The 17,497-nt window shown below is 59.2% G+C and carries 15 protein-coding genes; 5 read left to right on the top strand and 10 right to left on the bottom strand.

All coding sequences use genetic code 11. The features are described from left to right. Positions 1–154: 154 nt before the first annotated feature. The gene (locus ACB040_RS18935) at positions 155–871 is read right to left on the bottom strand and encodes a protein ligase (protein ID WP_371156011.1); all 717 of its coding nucleotides are present in this window, start codon (positions 869–871) and stop codon (positions 155–157) included. A 99-nt stretch (positions 872–970) separates the two neighbouring features. Beyond that, positions 971–2,368, bottom strand: a complete 1,398-nt coding sequence (locus ACB040_RS18930; protein WP_040066712.1) for a nucleobase:cation symporter-2 family protein — start codon at positions 2,366–2,368, stop codon at positions 971–973. A gap of 246 nt (positions 2,369–2,614) precedes the next feature. Here ACB040_RS18930 and ACB040_RS18925 point away from each other — a divergent pair, with 246 nt between their 5' ends. After that, positions 2,615–3,736, top strand: coding sequence for a GGDEF domain-containing protein (locus ACB040_RS18925; RefSeq protein WP_005338383.1), 1,122 nt, complete (start codon positions 2,615–2,617; stop codon positions 3,734–3,736). 33 nt (positions 3,737–3,769) lie between these two features. Here ACB040_RS18925 and ACB040_RS18920 read toward each other — a convergent pair whose 3' ends face one another. Next, positions 3,770–4,018, bottom strand: coding sequence for a YciN family protein (locus ACB040_RS18920; protein WP_005338382.1), 249 nt, complete (start codon positions 4,016–4,018; stop codon positions 3,770–3,772). 123 nt (positions 4,019–4,141) lie between these two features. Further along, on the bottom strand, positions 4,142–5,521 hold the full coding sequence (locus ACB040_RS18915; protein WP_371156014.1) for an MATE family efflux transporter: 1,380 nt from the start codon (positions 5,519–5,521) through the stop codon (positions 4,142–4,144). Between the two features lie 120 nt (positions 5,522–5,641). On the opposite strand from ACB040_RS18915, the gene ACB040_RS18910 reads away from it, so the two are divergent. Both ACB040_RS18910 and ACB040_RS18905 read left to right on the top strand, forming a co-directional pair. Further along, positions 5,642–6,499 carry an AraC family transcriptional regulator gene (locus tag ACB040_RS18910; RefSeq protein WP_040066718.1) on the top strand — a complete coding sequence of 286 codons (858 nt, stop codon included), beginning with the start codon at positions 5,642–5,644 and terminating at the stop codon, positions 6,497–6,499. Between the two features lie 69 nt (positions 6,500–6,568). Continuing rightward, entirely contained in the window at positions 6,569–8,263 is a 1,695-nt protein-coding gene (locus tag ACB040_RS18905; RefSeq protein ID WP_005338379.1) for an NAD-dependent malic enzyme, read from the top strand. A gap of 85 nt (positions 8,264–8,348) precedes the next feature. Here ACB040_RS18905 and ACB040_RS18900 read toward each other — a convergent pair whose 3' ends face one another. The 4 genes from ACB040_RS18900 to ACB040_RS18885 form a co-directional block, all read right to left on the bottom strand. Continuing rightward, positions 8,349–9,386, bottom strand: coding sequence for an OmpA family protein (locus ACB040_RS18900; RefSeq protein ID WP_139741794.1), 1,038 nt, complete (start codon positions 9,384–9,386; stop codon positions 8,349–8,351). Positions 9,387–9,617: 231 nt separating this feature from the next. Beyond that, entirely contained in the window at positions 9,618–10,616 is a 999-nt protein-coding gene (gene ompA / locus ACB040_RS18895; RefSeq protein ID WP_338774181.1) for a porin OmpA, read from the bottom strand. 309 nt (positions 10,617–10,925) lie between these two features. After that, on the bottom strand, positions 10,926–11,954 hold the full coding sequence (locus tag ACB040_RS18890) for an OmpA family protein (RefSeq protein WP_167570338.1): 1,029 nt from the start codon (positions 11,952–11,954) through the stop codon (positions 10,926–10,928). 308 nt (positions 11,955–12,262) lie between these two features. Next, positions 12,263–12,859: a hypothetical protein gene (locus ACB040_RS18885; protein WP_371156018.1), complete on the bottom strand. Its 597-nt coding sequence runs from the start codon at positions 12,857–12,859 to the stop codon at positions 12,263–12,265. A 258-nt stretch (positions 12,860–13,117) separates the two neighbouring features. Between ACB040_RS18885 and ACB040_RS18880 the strand changes: the two genes are divergently transcribed. Further along, complete coding sequence (locus tag ACB040_RS18880) at positions 13,118–13,384, top strand: DNA-binding transcriptional regulator (protein ID WP_005338367.1); 267 nt, start codon at positions 13,118–13,120, stop codon at positions 13,382–13,384. Positions 13,385–13,582: 198 nt separating this feature from the next. Continuing rightward, on the top strand, positions 13,583–14,923 hold the full coding sequence (locus tag ACB040_RS18875) for an APC family permease (protein ID WP_157162172.1): 1,341 nt from the start codon (positions 13,583–13,585) through the stop codon (positions 14,921–14,923). A 72-nt stretch (positions 14,924–14,995) separates the two neighbouring features. Here ACB040_RS18875 and ACB040_RS18870 read toward each other — a convergent pair whose 3' ends face one another. Beyond that, the gene (locus ACB040_RS18870; RefSeq protein ID WP_058057806.1) at positions 14,996–15,871 is read right to left on the bottom strand and encodes a patatin-like phospholipase family protein; all 876 of its coding nucleotides are present in this window, start codon (positions 15,869–15,871) and stop codon (positions 14,996–14,998) included. A 46-nt stretch (positions 15,872–15,917) separates the two neighbouring features. Next, positions 15,918–17,456, bottom strand: coding sequence for a diguanylate cyclase (locus ACB040_RS18865; protein ID WP_371156021.1), 1,539 nt, complete (start codon positions 17,454–17,456; stop codon positions 15,918–15,920). Between the last annotated feature and the right edge of the window lie 41 nt (positions 17,457–17,497).

Genomic DNA, 17,497 nt, shown 5'->3' with positions numbered 1-17,497 from the left:
GGAGCGGCCGCATCATGCGTTGAAATACAGAACCCCCGATGCGGTACATAGGGGGTTCTGAGTAGAGAAATGCTAGTTGAAAATGTGTAAACCTATTTCAGGACTAGACACTGTGTCTAAGGATAGGTACTTTCCCTCTCCCTTCGGAATAAGGTCAGGATGGGGGGGATAGCCCCTCGCTCAGCAGGCTATCCAGACGTGCTCGCACTTTCTCTACCAGTGCCTGATCGCTACCGTGCCAATCGATGCAGCTTGCCAGCGTGGTGGAGGTTCCCGCCATAAAACGCAGCTCGCCGCCCGCCAATTCGTAGAAGCGGCTCGCCATCCTGGTTCCCTCATCCACATCACCCGCCACCAGCAGCATGGCTTGCGCCAGCACGGCGCCCTGGTGATCCTGCCCTGGCGCCAGCCAGCGCTGGGCGGTACCGGTGATCTTGCGTCCCCCGATCACCAGATTGTACTGACCATCGCAAAAGGATCCGGGCACGAAGTCATAGCTTCCCTCAAGGCTGTACTCCGCCAACAGGGTCAGCAGCGGCGCCCCCAGCAGCCGGTAGTAGTGGGCGAGCTCTGTGGTGGTGCGAGGCAGCAGCAGGGATAGGTTGAGAATGCCCGCCCCGTGGGGCACGGCGGTGCCACCGCTGTCGCGCACATGTACCGGCCAGCCTTCAGCTGCAAGTTGCTGGCAGGCGGCTTCGTAATGGGGGAGGCGGGTATCTTTGCGAGTGACAATCAGACATTGGGGCGCCTGCCACAGGTGAGCGCGGGGCTGGCCGTCATGGGCACAGTCGCGCAACCAGCACTGCTCTTGCGCCAGTATCTGTGCGGGTGAAGCGGTATCGGGGAGGGGGGAGAGCAGGCGATAGGGCATGGCGGCATCCTCAAAAAAGGCTGCCCAGCACACTACCCGTGGCGACTGGCAAGGTAAAGCCCCGCAGTGCGGGGCTGTTTGCTATCGGTAGGCGGTGTCTCAGGAGTGACGCGCTTCGCGCTTGGGCAGCAGCAGGTTGAGCACGATGGCGGTAATGCCACCGGTGGCGACGCCGTAGGAGAGCACGCTCTTGGCCAGCTCCGGCAGGTGTTGCAGCACTTCCGGCACCTGCGCGACTCCCAGCCCCATGGCCAGCGACACTGCCAGGATCATCAGGGCGCGGCGATCCAGCTCCTCGCGGGCAATGATGCGCACGCCTGCGGCGGCGATGGTGCCGAACATCACTATAGTGGCGCCCCCCAGCACGGGCTCGGGGATCTGCTGTACCAGGCTGGCGACCGCCGGGAACAGGCCGAGCAGCGCCAGCATGGCGGCGATAAAGAGCCCGACGTGGCGGCTGGCGACGCCGGTCAGCTGAATAACGCCGTTATTCTGGGCGAAGGTGGACATGGGGAAGGTGGAGAAAACCGCTGCCAGCATGGAGTTGGCGCCATCGGCCAGCACGCCGCCTTTGATCCGCTCCATATAGACAGGCCCTTCCAGTGGCTCGCCGGAGATATCCGAGGTGGCGGTCATGTCGCCGATCGCTTCGAGCGCCGTCACCACGAAGATGATGGCGAGCGGCACGAACAGCTGCCAGTCAAAGCCGAGACCGTAGTGGAGCGGAATGGGCACCATCACCAGTGGGCCGTCGAAGGTGGGGGCGCTCACTTTGCCCAACAGCAGTGCCACGGCATAGCCCGCCAGCATGGCGATCATGATGGCGGAGAGGCGCAACCAGGGGTTGCGACTGCGTTGCAGCAACACGATCAGGCCGAGCACCAGCAGGGAGAGGAAGAGGTTGGTGTGACTGGCGAAGCTGCCATCAGAGAGGGCTGCATAGCCGCCGCCCATGCTGATCAGGCCCACTTTGATCAGGGTCAGGCCGATCAGCAGCACCACTATGCCGGTGACCAGCGGGGTGATGATCCGTTTCACCAGATGGAGGAAGCGGCTCATCACCACGATAGTGAGTGCGGCAACCATCATGGTGCCAAACAATGTGCCCAACAGATCCTCGGTGGGCATGGCCGCCTGTTTGAGAGCGAGACCGGAGGCGATGATGGGGCCGAGGAAGTTGAAGCTGGTACCTTGCACCGAGAGCAGGCCGGAACCGATGGGGCCGAAGCGGCGGGTTTGAATGAAGGAGGCGATGCCGGACATGACCAGCGACATGGAGACGATATAACGGGTGTCGGCGGCAGGGAGGCCGAGGGCATTGGCGATAATCAGGGGTGGGGTAATGATGGCGACAAACATGGCGAGCATATGCTGCAGGGCGGCGAACAGCGTCTGGGGCAGAGGCGGGACATCCTCTATGCCATAGACCAGTTCGCTATGGGCTCGCCTGGGTGGATGTGCCTCTCGATTGGCGCGTGTGACAGCAGCCTGTTCCATAAGTACCTCGAATTGTGTGGGGAGGGGGAGAAAATTGGGCGCTATTGTAGTGATTGAAATGAGGCTGACCAGCGCTAATTATGCAAAAAAAGGTTTATTTTTTGATGGGTTGAAACGTTTGCGCGCTGCGATTATCATCTGTCGGTTTGTGTGACCGACCTCTCCTTTTTATTCTCCCCGCTAATGACATTTTTACCACTTTGTAGGTGTAGAATGAGCCCTCAGTATTCATCGTGGAGACTCTGGATGCTCAAGTTGTCAGAGTTCTGGAGTGCGAGGGTTCACTCCGAAGACTTTACTCGTACTCGCATGGGCTTTATGACGGTGCGTTTGCGCCTGCTGACCTGCTTGCTGATGCTCGGATTGCCCGCCTGGGCCGTGGTGGATTGGCTGACCTTGCCCGCCGTTCATTTCGAGCAGCTGTTCCAGGCCAGGATCTTCTGCACTCTGGCGCTCTCGCCACTTATTCCGCTCTCGTATCTCATCCACTTCAAGCGGGAGCGGATGAAGCTGGCCCTTGGCTACCTGATGGCCGTGATGATGCTCTTCTCCCTCTTTTGCCTGAACAGCTTTGGCGCCGGACAGGAGTTGCAGGCGGGCTATGCTGCCTTTCCCTATCTGCTGATCACCCTGTTTGCCATCTTCCCCATCCCCCTCTCCCTCGGCTTGCAACTGGCAGGCGTGGTACTGGTGACCATGCTGCTGGGCCACTGGCTGCTGGTGGGACAGAGCATCTGGAGTCAGGCCACTCTGAATCAGGTGTGGGTGCTCGGCATGTTTACCATGGCCAGTTGCTGGGTGCAGTGCGGCCAACTCAACATGCTGCTGCGGCTATATCGGGAATCAACCACCGATGAGCTGACCGGCATGATGAACCGCCGCCTGCTGATGAAGCAGCTGGAGCAGGCCCGAATCCGGCTGCAACTCAAGAAGAAGCCCTTTGCGGTGATGCTGCTGGATCTCGATCGCTTCAAGCGGATCAACGATATCTACGGCCATCTGGCGGGGGATGCGGTGCTCAAGGAGGTGGCTACCACCCTGGGGGAGCAGCTGGAGCCTGACATGGTGCTGGGGCGTTATGGCGGCGAAGAGTTTGCCATCCTGATGCACAACTGCGCAGATCCGGCGCTGGCGAGCAAAATGGCCGAGCGGCTGCGCATTGCCGTCGAGGCGCGGCTGGTGAAGAGCCCCACCTCGGACGAATTGCTGGAGGTGACGGTGAGTATCGGGATTGCCATGGCTCGTGCCGATGACACCATCGATATTCTGATCAACCGTGCCGACGAGTGCCTCTATCAGGCCAAGATGGCGGGACGCAACTGCGTGGTGGTCGAGGGGCAGAACCGCGCAAAAACAGATGCCGCCTGAGGGCGGCATCCTGTTGGCAATGAGCTGGCGAGATCAGGCCAGCTTGTACTTGCCGGAGAGCTGCTGGGCCAGCAGCTTGAACATGTTGAAGACCGCCATGGTCTTGCCGGTCGGGGTACCATCTTCGGCCAGGAAATACTCCCCCTTGAACACCAGAATATCCCCCTTCTGCTCCACCGAATCGGCGCGCATACCGTGGATGAAGTCTTCATGCTCTTTGATGATCTTGTTGGCCATCTCAAGCAGGGCCGTCTCGGTGATCAGCTCTTTCTGTGGTTGCATGCTCGTCTCCTTAAACGACTACTGGACAGGGAAACCGTGGATCCCTGTCTCTGATTGAAGAGACGCCCAGCATACTGCAAACAGGGTTTTTCTGTCATTGATATGACCCCGATTTGTGGCTGTTTATCCGATCACCAGATTCTTCAGCCAGCAGCGTTGGCGAATACGGCGCTGCACCAGCAGCACCTTGCTGAGCTCCTCCAGCAAGACCACCGCCACCACCCAGGAGAGGGGCCAGCCGAGCAGCGTGACAGCCACCCAGGCGAGCGGGATGCCGATGCACCACATGCCGACGATGTCGATAAAGATGCTGTAGTTCACATCGCCGCCAGAGCGCAGCACCCCGATGATCCCCACCATGTTGAACACCTTGAGCAGCATCCCGAGGCACATGATGCCGAGCACCTGACCCGCTTCCGTCATCAGCTCGGGGGGCAGGTTGCCGACCCACTGCAGCAGGTTGGCTTGCAGCAGCCAGACGATGATCCCCACCAGTAGCGCGCCAATCGGTGCCAGCAGCAGGAACAGCTGGGAGTGCTGCCAGGCAATCTCGTACTCCTCGGCTCCGAGCCGGTGGCCGAGCAGGGTGGAGCAGGCCACCGCCAGTCCGAAGAAGAGGGAGATCAGGATGCTCTCCAGGGTGCCGAGTGTGGTCATGATGGCCAGCGAATCGGTGCCAAGATGGGCATATAGAAAGCCGTAAATCAGCATGCCGAAGGCCCAGAGGCCGTCATGGAACAGCAGCGGCAGGGCGATCAGGGTAAAGCGCACCACCTCCTTGCGCTTGAAGGCGGCCAGCCAGTCTGGTGCGCGCGGGATCAGGCGCGCTTCATAACGCTTTACGTAGAGCAGTAGCAGGGCTGTCTGCAGCAGCCGGGAAATGGTGGTGCCCCAGGCCGAACCGGCGACCCCCATCGCCTCGAAGCTGAAGTGACCGAAGATGAGGGCGTAGTTGAGGATGACGTTGGCGATGATGGCGATAATGCCGATGCGGGTCGGCGCGGCGGCATTGCCGACCGAGCGCAGGGCTGACTCCAGCGGCACCACGATGGCGGTACAGAGGATGGTGGCGCCGGTGATCATCAGGAATTGATCCGCCAGTGCCCGCAGTGCCGGATCCTGACTGGCAAAACCCAGTACGCTGCCCGGTGATAACACATAGATGAAGGCAAAGGGCAGGGTGACCAGCAAGGCGCCCACTATGGCCAGCGCCAGGGAGCGGCGCACCCCGGCCATCTCCCCGCGCCCGAAGTATTGTGCTGCCAATACCGAGACCCCGCCCGCGAGGCCCGCTATCACCAGCAGATTGAAAAAGAAGACCCGGTTACCCAAGCCGACCGCCGCCACTGCCGTGGTGCCAAGCTGGCTCACCATCATGATATCGATGAGGCCGAGCAGGGAGAACATCATGGATTGCAGCGAGACAGGCAGAGCCAGCCGCCACAATCGGGTCATGAACTCGCGATCGGTGGTTTGTTTTAAAATCGCTTGCCAATAATTCATAGTTGTTAACCGGGTATGAGAAAAGCAAGGTTTGTCAGGGGTATGATAGGGGCTGGCGAGGCTCTTCTCACTGTGAGTAGCTCTCGATTTTCTTGTGTAAAACTATCCTGTTGAGGTGTTATGCCATTTGCCAGCGAGTGTCTGGAGATAGCGCCAGCCTGTGAAGAGCAGATGCTGGGACGTGAAGGGCTGCCCCTGCTCGGCGAGGCGGGGATCTTCCTGACCGGCCTCTCCCGGGTGCGGGATCACTACCTCATCCGCCGCAATCGCCCCGAGTTTCACATCCTGATGGTGAGTCACGATGAGGGGGGGGCGCTGCTCACCGACGAGGGGGAGCAAGCCATTCCTGCCGGGTCGCTGATTTTCCTGCCCGCCGCCGTGCCTGGCGGTCTCAAGCTGATTGGCGAAAGCTGGCAGATCAGCTGGATTTTGCTCGATGACGTGCCGCGCTGGCAGCACCTGCATCGCCTTGGTCACCGTATCTGGCAAGGGGATGGCGGCGATCAGCTCTACCATCTGCTCAGCCTGATGCAGGGGGAAGGGGTTCGCTCCCCGCTGCAACCCCAACTGCTCAGTCTGTTGCTGGCGCTGCTGGAGCGCACCCTGCAAGGGGAGGTACGCGGCACCCCTGAACTCAGATTGCAGGCACTGTTTCGCCGGGTGGAGGCGCGCCTGGACGAACCCTGGAGTGTCGCCCTGCTGGCCCGACAGATGGCCTGCTCGGTTCCCCATCTGCATCGTCTCTGTCAGCAAGCGTTCGGTATGGGGCCGATGGCGAGGGTGACCGAGCTCAGAATGAACAAGGCGCGCCAGCTGCTGCTCTATACCAACTGGCCACTTGGCGAGCTGGCGGCCCGGGTCGGTTACAGCGATGGAGCCAACTTTGCCAACCGCTTTCGTCGTCTGACTGGTCAGACCCCCGGCGCCTTTCGTCGACTGGGTCGCAAACCTTTTGCAACGGATGTGCAAACTCTTTGAAATTAATGAGACAAGCCCCTAGGATCGGCGGGTCCCTGCGTCTAGCTAACCGTTTAGGTACCAAGATCCATGTTTGAAGATAATAACCAGAAACGTCCTCTCTACATTCCCTACGCCGGTCCCGCCCTGCTGGAGACCCCTTTGCTCAACAAGGGCAGCGCCTTCACCAGCGAAGAGCGCAGCAACTTCAACCTCGAAGGTCTGTTGCCCCAGAATATCGAGACCATCGAAGAGCAGGCCGAGCGCGCCTATCGTCAGTTCATGGCGTTTGGCAACGACATGGACAAGCACATCTATCTGCGCAACATCCAGGATACCAACGAGACGCTCTTCTACCGTCTGCTGCACAACCACCTGACCGAGATGCTGCCCATCATCTACACCCCGACGGTGGGCAAGGCGTGCGAGGAGTTCTCCAACATCTATCGCCGCGCCCGTGGCCTGTTTATCTCCTATCCGGACAAGGACAGGATCGATGACATGCTGCAAAACGCCACCAAGCAGAACGTCAAGGTGATCGTGGTGACCGATGGTGAGCGGATCCTGGGTCTGGGTGACCAGGGTATCGGTGGCATGGGCATTCCCATCGGCAAGCTGTCGCTTTACACCGCCTGTGGCGGCATTTCGCCCGCCTACTGCCTGCCGGTGGTGCTGGATGTGGGCACCAACAACCAGCAACTGCTGAATGACCCCTTCTATATGGGGTGGCGCAATCCGCGTATCTCGGGGGATGAGTACGCCGAGTTTGTCGATGCCTTCATTCAGGCGGTCAAGCGCCGCTGGCCCGATATCCTGCTGCAGTTTGAGGATTTCGCCCAGAACAACGCCATGCCACTGCTCAACCGCTACAAGAACGAGCTCTGCTGCTTCAACGACGACATTCAGGGTACTGCTGCCGTGACCCTGGGCAGTCTCATCGCCGCCTGCAAGGCCTCCGGTGCCAAGCTCTCCGAGAAGCGGGTCGCCTTCCTCGGGGCGGGCAGCGCCGGTTGCGGTATCGCCGAGCAGATCGTGGCGCAGATGAAGGCCGAAGGGCTGACCGATGCCCAGGCGCGCAGCCGGGTATTTATGGTGGACCGCTTCGGTCTTATCACCGACAAGATCCCCAATCAGCTCGACTTCCAGCGCCGTCTCTCCCAACCGGTGGAGCGCATCGCCGACTGGCCGGTGGGTGACAACATCTCCCTGCTGGAGGTGATGGAGCACGGTCGCCCGGATATCCTGATCGGGGTCTCCGGTCAGCCGGGGCTGTTCACCGAAGAGGTGGTCAAGACCATGCACAAGCACTGTGCCCGTCCCATCATCTTCCCGCTCTCCAATCCTACCTCCCGGGTCGAGGCGACGCCGGCAGACCTTATCCGCTGGACCGACGGTCAGGCGCTGGTGGCCACCGGCAGTCCGTTTGCACCGGTGGAGCACAAGGGCAAGCGCTACGTCATCGCCCAGTGCAACAACTCCTTCATCTTCCCGGGGATCGGTTTGGGTGTTATCGCCTCCGGTGCCACCCGGGTGACTGACGCCATGTTGATGTCGGCCAGTCGCGCGCTGGCGGAGTGCTCGCCGCTGGTGAAAGGGGAGGAGGGCTCCCTGCTGCCGGATCTGGCGGATATCCATCAGGTCTCCCGCTACATCGCCAAGATGGTGGCCAAGACCGCCATGCTGCAGGGCAAGGCGGTGCAGACCCCGGACGAGGTGATCGATCAGGCCATCGACGCCAACTTCTGGCATCCGGAATATCGCCGCTACCGCCGCACCTCATTCTGATTTCTGCGAGAAGATGCAAAGCAAAAGGGATGCCTCGGCATCCCTTTTTACTGCACGTCTGACATGGTTATCGCCTCAAGATCAACTACTCGCTGCCGCCCTGTACGCCGGTGACGCGCACCTCGACCCGGCGATCCGGCCCAAGGCAGTCGATGAGCGCCGCCTTCGCCTTGATGGCATCACACTGGTTGCCGGTGACCGGATTACTCGCGCCATTGCCCTGGATGCTCACCTTGTCGGCAGGCAATCCCTTGCTGATCAGAAAGTCGGCAACGGTTTGGGCCCGAGCTTCTGACAACCTCTGATTGTTGGCATCCGAGCCGATGCGGTCGGTATACCCCATCACGACCGCACTGCCATCCTTGGGCTGCACGTCGACGATCTGCTGGTAGAGATCGTCCAGCGCACTCATCCCCTCCTGTTTGAGGTCCGCTTTGCCAAAGGCGAACAACACATCGGAACTGAGGTTGAAGGTCTGATCCACCACCTCCGGTTCGGCCGGTGGCGGGGGAACCACGACCGGGGCGGGCGTGGGGGCTGCTTCTTTGGGTTGGCTGCGGTTCGGGTGGATCACCAGTTCCAGCGTGGTGGTGCTGATGTCGCTGACCCAGCGCTGGGTGCCGCTGTTGGCTTTGCCGTTATCCGGATCATCGCCAACGCGCACTATGTAGCGGTAGCGTGCTTGCAGATCGACCCAGTCATGGAGCCGGGCTGTCACTCCCAGACCGGCCAGCGGCGCCAGGTTGTCGTCCCCGCCATTGACCGACTCGACGTGATAGATATAGCCACCGCCCTCGGCAAAGAGCGAGAACATCTCGCTGAGCGGCAGGCGGCCAATGACTGACAGCGTGGCTCCCTTGCTGTTGAAGTCATGGCCGCTGATATCCCAGTCACCGGTGGAGAGATAGCCAATCTCGGCCCCCAGGTTTTCCGTGAAGTTGTAGCCGCCAAACAGGGAAAGCGCAGTCGCATCCTTGCCGACATCCTGACTGAAATCATTCAAATTGTGGGCAATGGCCCAGCCACCGCCAACCCCGGCATACCAGTCGTGAACCGGTTCCGCTTGTGCGCCTGTGCTCGCCAATGCCAGTGCAATCCACACAGGTTTTACTCTTATGTTCATCGCGTATCCTCGTCGATGTTTGGTGTAGTAGGGTTGCCTGCTGGTCAAACCCCACACTTATGTATAGGTGACGGGCTGTTTTTAACCACCAAAGAGGTATGGGGGCGACACGCCGTGAACCATGGCGCGACACGGGAAGAGGAAGGGGGCAAAAGAGGGTTACAAGGTGGGTGAAATAAGCGGCAAGAAAAAGGAGGCCAGGTGGCCTCCTTGTTATGTCAGACTGCAGGGTTACTGTTGCACTTGCTGCACGCCGGTGACGCGTACTTCTACGCGGCGATCCGGCGCCAGGCAGGAGATCAGCTGAGCCTTGCCCTTGATGCTGTTGCACTGGGTGCCGGTGACCGGATTGGCTTCACCGCGACCTTCGATGGCAACTTTGCCAGCCGGCAGACCTTTGCCAACCAGGAAGTCGGCTACGGTACGGGCACGCGCTTCGGAGAGTTTCAGGTTGTAGGCGTCAGAGCCGATACGGTCGGTGTAACCGACGACCACGGCGCTGCCATCTTTCGGCTGAACATCAACGATCTGCTGATACAGGGTGTTCAGCGCTGCGACACCTTCTGGCTTGAGGGTGGATTTGCCAAAGGCAAACAGCACGTCAGAGCTCAGGGCGAAGTTCTTGTCGACCAGTACCGGCTCGGGAACCGGCTCAGGCGCAGGGGCGGCAACCGGGGCAACATAAGAGGTACGGTTCGGGTGCATCACCAGCTCCAGGGTCGCGACGCTCATGTCGCTCTCCCAGGTTTTCTGCTCTTCACCCAGATTCCACAGATAGCGGTAGCGTGCTTGTACATCGATAAGGTCGGAGAGCTTGGCAGTCAGACCCAGACCCGCCAGCGGCGCAGTGCCGTTGTCGCTGTTGCCATTGCCGTTGACGTGATTGAAGTAGGCACCACCTTCAGCAAACACCGAGAAGATGTCGCCCAGCGGCAGGCGGGCGATACCGGAGAGGGTGGCGCCCTGGGTTTTGAAATCGGCACCGTCCACGCCCGCTTTACCGGCGTAGAGGTACCCCAGTTCCGCTGCGTAGTAGTCGTTGAAGTTGTAACCGCCGAACAGGCTCAGCGCAGTGGCATCTTTGTCAGTGTCTTTGCCAAAATCATCCAGACCGTGGGCATAAGCCCAACCTGCACCAACACCGGTGTACCAGTCATCGGCAGCCTGAGCTGTGGTGCCTGCGGCGGCGAGCGCCAGTGCAATCAGGGTAGGAGCCATTTTGAGTTTCATCGGTTTATCCTCGTTGTGTTAGCCCATGTCGGGCAATGCACTTGTTTTTATTGCTGCGAAAAATCGCCAGCAAAGTGGATAGCGAAGGCTTTGGACTCTCATGATGCATTGGCGTCATGGACAACAGACCGGACAAGAAGCGGTTTTTTTAGTGCTTATCCAATACCTTACAGGCGCAACTACTTTATGCTTTGGTGGTGGTGCAGGCAAGGGCAGGGAGGCGGGAGTGAGGGATGCAAGCGAGAACGGTACAAACAAAAAGGGATGCCGCAGCATCCCTTTTTTTCGCACTATCTGAACGAGGTCAGATTATTGCTGAACTTCTTGTACGCCAGATACGCGAACTTCTACGCGACGATCCGGAGCCAGGCAGGAGATCAGTTGAGCTTTAGCGGTTACGCCGTTGCACTTGGTGCCGGTAACCGGGTTAGCTTCGCCACGACCTTCGATGGCAACTTTGCTGGCAGCCATACCTTTGCTCACCAGGAAGTTGGCAACGGTACGGGCACGGGCTTCAGACAGCTTCTGGTTGTAAGCGTCGGAACCGATACGGTCGGTGTAACCAACAACAACAGCGTTGCCATCTTTCGGCTGGAACTCAACGATTTGCTGATACAGACCGTTCAGGGCTGCAACGCCTTCCGGCTTCAGGGTGTCTTTGCCGAAGGCAAACAGCACGTCTGAGTTCAGGGCGAAGTTCTTCTCTACCACTTGCGGAGCAGGAGCCGGCGCCTCTTCAACAACCGGTGCCGGAGCTGCTACCGGCGCTACGTAGGAAGTACGGAACGGGTGGTATACTGCTTCCAGAGTTGCAACGCTCTGGTTGGACTTGTAGTGGAAACCATCGTCATTCAGGTCAGCCACGTCCCACATGTAGCGGTAGCGAGCTTGCAGATCCAGCGCGTCACTTACCTTGTAAGTCACACCGGCACCGGCCAGCGGGGAAACTTTAGTGTCGCTGATGCCCAGACCATCGGTGTGAGCCCAGTAGGCGCCGCCTTCAGCGAACAGGGAGAAGTTGTTGCCAACTGGCAGACGAGCGATTCCGGACAGGGTGGCACCCTGGTTCTCGTAACGCTCACCTTCAATGTTGCCACGACCGGCGTACTGGTAACCGAACTCGGTACCGAAGTTCTCGGTGAAGTTGTAACCAACGAAGGCGTTGGCTGCAGCAGCATCTTCAGTACCTTCGTAACCGCCGCCATCGATCTTGTTCAGACCGTTGAAGTGAGCAGCACCGACACCGGCACCGAAGTAGATGTCGTCAGCGGCGTGAGCAGCGGTAGCACCCAGAGCAGCCATGGCGATGGCGATCATGGAAGGAGCCATTTTCATCATAAAAAAATCCTCGTTGAGATCGCACGTTATTCACGTGCTTCACACTTTGTAATTTATGTAAGCTGCAGGCTCCGCCGTACGGCTGGCGTCGAGTCTGGCAGATGACCCGGTATAACCGGGTTGCACACTCTCCTGGTGTGTCGAGTGCGCTGGCATGGCACGCAATGCGTGAGAAACCACTGCCAGGCAACTGATGTCATTCCGATGACGAGGCGCACTCTATGCCGATTTTAAAACATGATCAAGCTCACAAATGAGCCTTGTGGCAAATTGTGTCGTGCCCTTAACTGGCTGTTTATTTTGATTAATTAGTGATCCAGATAGGCCCTGTGCAGTTTCTTCTCCAGCTTCATATAAGCCTGAACCCAGTCGCTATGCGGGCTGGCAGGATTCGCTCTGGCGGCAAAGACCGAGAGGTAATCAGCCTGGGTTGCGCTCTGCAGCAGGGGGGTAAATGTCATCAAGAAATGTCGGGCCAGATAGGGGTCAAGGGGCCAGATGTTGAGGATGGCGCGAGCCACAGGCTGAACCGCAGCTGAACTGATGAAGTGGCGATGTCCCGCCTCCAGCCAGTCGGCCATCTCGCACATGCCCGATTCGGGCACCAGACCACCATCACCCGGGGTGGTTGCCAGAGCAATTGCCTGACCGTTTACCGTGACGAGCTGCTCATTGTTATGCAGGGTGCCGTCGTGGCTGCGCAAGGCCAGATCCGGGCATGCCTGTTCAAGAAACAGGCTGCAGCTCTCCGGCAGGGCGGCCAGCAGCTCGCTGGCGTGGCTGGACATCAAGGCCGGAAGCCAGAATGCTTCGGCGCGATATTGTTCACCTTGCAGGCGCTGTTGTGCCAGTTCTTCTGTGCTGGATACGGTGTGCAGGCGAGAGATAATGCCGGGAAACGCCATACTTATTCCTCTTAATGGGTATCCGGCGGATTATACGAGTTATTGGGGGGGCCACAATAAAGGTTTCTTTTCGAGACTGTTTACCTGAGGCGGCTGAGCGATTACCATCCCCCCTTGAAGGCAAGGGTTGTCGCCGAAAGGCGCTCATAAGATAGAGGCTCGACCATAACGAGTCCGAACAAAACTGATACACTTGACTACGAGTCGTCGCGAAAAATAAAAGGCGGAGTAAATCCGCCAAACGGAGTATGGAACATTATGAATTCAAATATCGTCACTGTTGGCAAGAAGATCCGTCAGATCCGTGAAGCGGTCGGTTTGAGCCGTCCGAAGTTTGCAGATTTGCTGGGTGTTCCTCCCACCACGCTGAAAAACTACGAGCTGGGTTACCGTGAAGTTGGGGGCGCCTTCCTGGTTGCCCTGGCGCACCACCCGGATCTGCACAAGTTCACCCTCTGGCTGCTGGCAGACAAGAAAGTCGCCGAAATCGGCCAGATTGGCCCGGATGACCTCGCCAAGGCGTGATCATCGATGTGAATAGAAATGCCGCCTTCGGGCGGTATTTTTTTTGGGTTGCCGATCGATATTTTGATCTAACACGCTTTGAATTATCCATGCAGGCCAACGAGAATAAGCGGCCCCGAAAAGTGGGCCCTGGTGGTATCTGGCCACCTGAACATTATTACATTCAGGATGATATGAGCAATCGTATGGAGTATGGGTATGAGCAGTAATGAGTTGGATAAACGTTATGGCCTGATGACTGCCATTGCGATGGTGGTCGGCGTGGTGATCGGCTCCGGTGTCTTCTTCAAGGCCGATGATGTACTGCGTCTGACTGGCGGTAATCTGGCCATTGCGCTGCTGGCATGGGCGCTGGGGGCATTTTCGATGATCTTCGGCGCGCTGGTGTTTGCCGAGTTTGCCCAGCGGATCGAAAAGTCCAACGGTATCGTCGATTATGCCGAAGCGGCATACGGCAAAATGTTTGGTTATCTGGTGGGGTGGTTCAAAGGCGTACTCTATTACGCTCCTCTTTCCGCCATCCTTGCCTGGGTCGCCGCTCTGTACACCATGATCTTGCTCGGCAGTGATAATCCGACCAACTCTGGTACGACCTGGATACTGGCGGCTGTCTATATGACGGTCACCTATCTGATCAACTTCTATACCCCGGTTCTGGCGGGCAAGCTGCAAGTGGGTTCTACCCTGATCAAGTTGATCCCGCTGATCCTGGTTGCCATTGTGGGCACCATTTCAGGCTTGCTCAATGGTGTCACCGTGACCAACTTTGTACAGGCAATGGATGGGATAGGAAGCACCGGAGGCACTCTGGCCACGGCCGTGGTTGCCACCGCCTTCGCTTATGAGGGGTGGATTGCCGCCGTGACCATCAACAGCGAAATTCGCGATTCCAAGAAGAATCTGCCCAGAGCGCTGGTGATTGGCACCCTGATAGTCTTTGTGGTCTATGTCACCTATTTTCTGGGGATCGCCAGTGTCTTGCCGACGGACGAGATAGTGGCGCAAGGGGATAACGCGGTAAATCTCGCGACAACCAGCCTGTTTGGCGGGACTGCCTCGACCATTTTGACCGTATTCGTGATTATCTCCTGCCTCGGCACCCTCAATGGTCTGGTATTGGCGACCATGCGTATTCCCTACTCGCTGGCGATCCGCAATCAGGGGCCTGCCCCCAAGTGGATGAGCCGTATCGAACCGCATCACCACATGCCAATCAACTCGGCCCTCGCAGCAGCGCTGTTGTCGGTGATCTACTCAGTGCTGTGGTACTGCAGCATCAACGAGACATTCGGTCGTTACATCGCCCTGGACGAGATGCCGATCGTGCTGATTTATGGCCTCTATCTGTTCCTCTATGTCTGGTACATGCGCACCTTTACCGAGTTGGGCTGGATAAAGCGGTTTGTGATCCCGACCTGTGCCACCCTGGGCGCGCTCATCATTCTGTATGGCGGTATCACCAATCCCAGTCTGGGGCTCTATCTGCTGGTCTCTGTGGGGGTGATTCTGCTCGGGTTGCTCTTCTACCGTAAGGAGTGACCGGGTAAGTAAGTTGAAAAAAAAAGCGCCGAATGGCGCTTTTTTCATGTGTAAACCACAGCATGTCGACAACTAACTGCCCAGCAACCCGAGGCGGCCCAGTTCATCCTTGAGCTGATCGAGATTGCGCTCGACACAGGCTTCCCCCTCGTTGATGGCATCGCTGGCGCGATGAAAATCCATGATGGAGAAGCTGCCAAGGCGCGGGCAGAGCTGGATCTCCGGCGGATCACCGGCCATCCGGGCGCGGGTGATGCGTTCCTGCATGATGTTGATGGAGCCACTCATCACGCTCCACAGACCCGGAGTGGCTGGCGCGGTTTCACCGCGATTGAGCCACTGGCTGAGCAGGCCGCCGCTGCCGGGTTGATCCGGCTCGTCGGTCCAGGGTTGGTGCATATCGGTGTTGAGGTTGACTGCAATCACCACCTCGGCCCCCATGGCGCGGGCCAGCGAGATGGGCACCGGATTGACCACGGCGCCATCGACCAGCCAGCGGTCGTTGATCCGGGTCGGGGTGAGGATCCCCGGCATGCCGCAGGAGGCGCGCACCGACTGGCGCAGCGGGCCCTGTTGCAGCCAGATCTCGCGGCCGGTATCGAGTTCGGTGGCGATGCAGGCGAAGGGGATGGGCAGATTCTCGAGATCGGGGTCCCCCAGATGGCTGGCGGCAAGGCCAAATACCTTTTCGCCGCGAAACAGCCCACCGGAGAGGGCCGGGTCGAGCAGGCTGACCACCTGCAGGCGGGTAAAGCCGCGCACCCAGGTTTCCAGCCGATCCAGTTCACCGGCGGCATAGGCGGCACCGACAAAGCTGCCGATGGAGCAGCCTGCGATCAAATCCGGTTTGATGCCGAGACGTTCAAGGGCGCGGATGACGCCGATATGGGCCCATCCTCTGGCGGCGCCGCTCCCGAGAGCGAGCCCTACGCGGGGTTTACGTGGCACGACAGTCCTCCAAAAAAGGGGTTGAGGGGTCAGCTTACTCCGAGAGTCAGGAGGCGTCACCCTGCCATCTTTCGCTGCGGTTGCGACCGTTGGCCTTGGCCTGATAGAGCGCCACATCGGCGCGGCGCACCGCTTCGTGCAGGGGAAGGTTCTCCTGGTGGGGTAGATAGCCGAGACTGATGGTGACCTCCAGCCCGGGTTCGATGGCGGCCCAGTCGTGATCCGCCACCGCCTTTCTCAGCCGCTCCGCCAGCTCGCCGAGCTGAGTTGCATCAGCGCGGCCAATCAGCAGCAGAAACTCTTCGCCCCCCCAGCGGATCAGGCGATCAGTGGGCCTAATCTGCTGCTGGCAGATCTGCACCAGCCGGATCAGCACGATATCGCCGACGGCATGGCCGAAGTTGTCATTGACCCGTTTGAAGTGATCCGCATCGAACATCAGGATCCCCGCTTGCAACCGGGACAGCTCTCCCGCCTGTTCCAGCAGCACCAGATAGTGGCGGTTGAAGGCGCCGGTGAGGGCATCGTGGCAGGAGAGGTAATTGAGCCGCTGGTTGAGGCGGTGGGATCTCAGGTTGGAGAGGGCGGCCAGCAGCATAAAGAGGATGGCGAGCAGGGTCGGCGTGGACTGGCAGAGCATGGCCCACACCAGCGGCATCAGGGTGACGTTGTGCACCAGCCGCAGCGGGGTATCGGGAATTGCCATGGTCAGCTGCAATGCCCCTTGTTGCCACTGGTATTCGTCGGTCGGCTCGGGGTCTTGCGGCACCACGGGCTGGTGTGCGCTGCTGGCCAGCACCTGATGGTACTGATTGAGCAGCAGATACTCACCTAGCGCCGGCGCCAGTTGATTGAGCTGCGATTGCAAGCGTGAGAGCAGGATGTCCATGCTGATCATCCCTACCAGCGAGCCGTCCTTGTAGAGAGGCTGGGACATGGTGACCATGGTGCCCAGTCCGGCAAAATCTTCGTAAGGGCGGGAGAGAATGGTGTCCCGGCTGGTGTTGGGGGACATCAGCGCATCCTGCCAGTAGTGCTTGTCATAGATGCTGCGGGCAAAGCGAAACTGGCTGGAGGGGATCCAGGGATAGAGGTAGATAAAGTTGTCCACCCCGGTGAAGTAGGCCCAGGCGATCTCGCTGCCCAGGCGCTGGCTTGCGGTGGACAGCAAGGGAGAGAGGCTCAGGGCCAAATGAAGTTGCGCCTCCCGCGCACTGCCGGGGGGCGGCAGGGGGCCGTCACCGGTGAGGTTGCCCGCCAGTCCGGCCGGTAAATCACCGGGGAGCTTGTCGAGGGCCAGCCCCTCTGGCAGCGCCTCGATATGGCGATAGAGCTGGCGGGTGAGCACCGACTGGGGGTCGCTGCGCAGTCGCTCTTCGGCCTGCCCGCGCATTGCCTCCAGAAATACTTCGGTCTGTTTGAAACGATCCCGCAGGTAGATGGCGCTGTTGAGGGTATCACTCTGGTAGAGGCGTTCTATCTGTTTCAGGCTTTGCCGCAAGGTCAGACCAATCAGCAGGATGACCACGGCGAACAGGAGCCAGGTCAGGCGTGTGAGAAAGCGGTGGTCAGACATTTTGGGCATAGGCAGTCAGTCGGGTTGCGAAGGAAATTGTCGTTAGTGTA

This window comes from Aeromonas sp. S11(2024), assembly GCF_041402345.1.
GTDB lineage: Bacteria > Pseudomonadota > Gammaproteobacteria > Enterobacterales > Aeromonadaceae > Aeromonas > Aeromonas veronii.
Note: the sequence above shows the minus strand (reverse complement) of the source record. Positions and strands in the feature narration are given on the sequence as shown.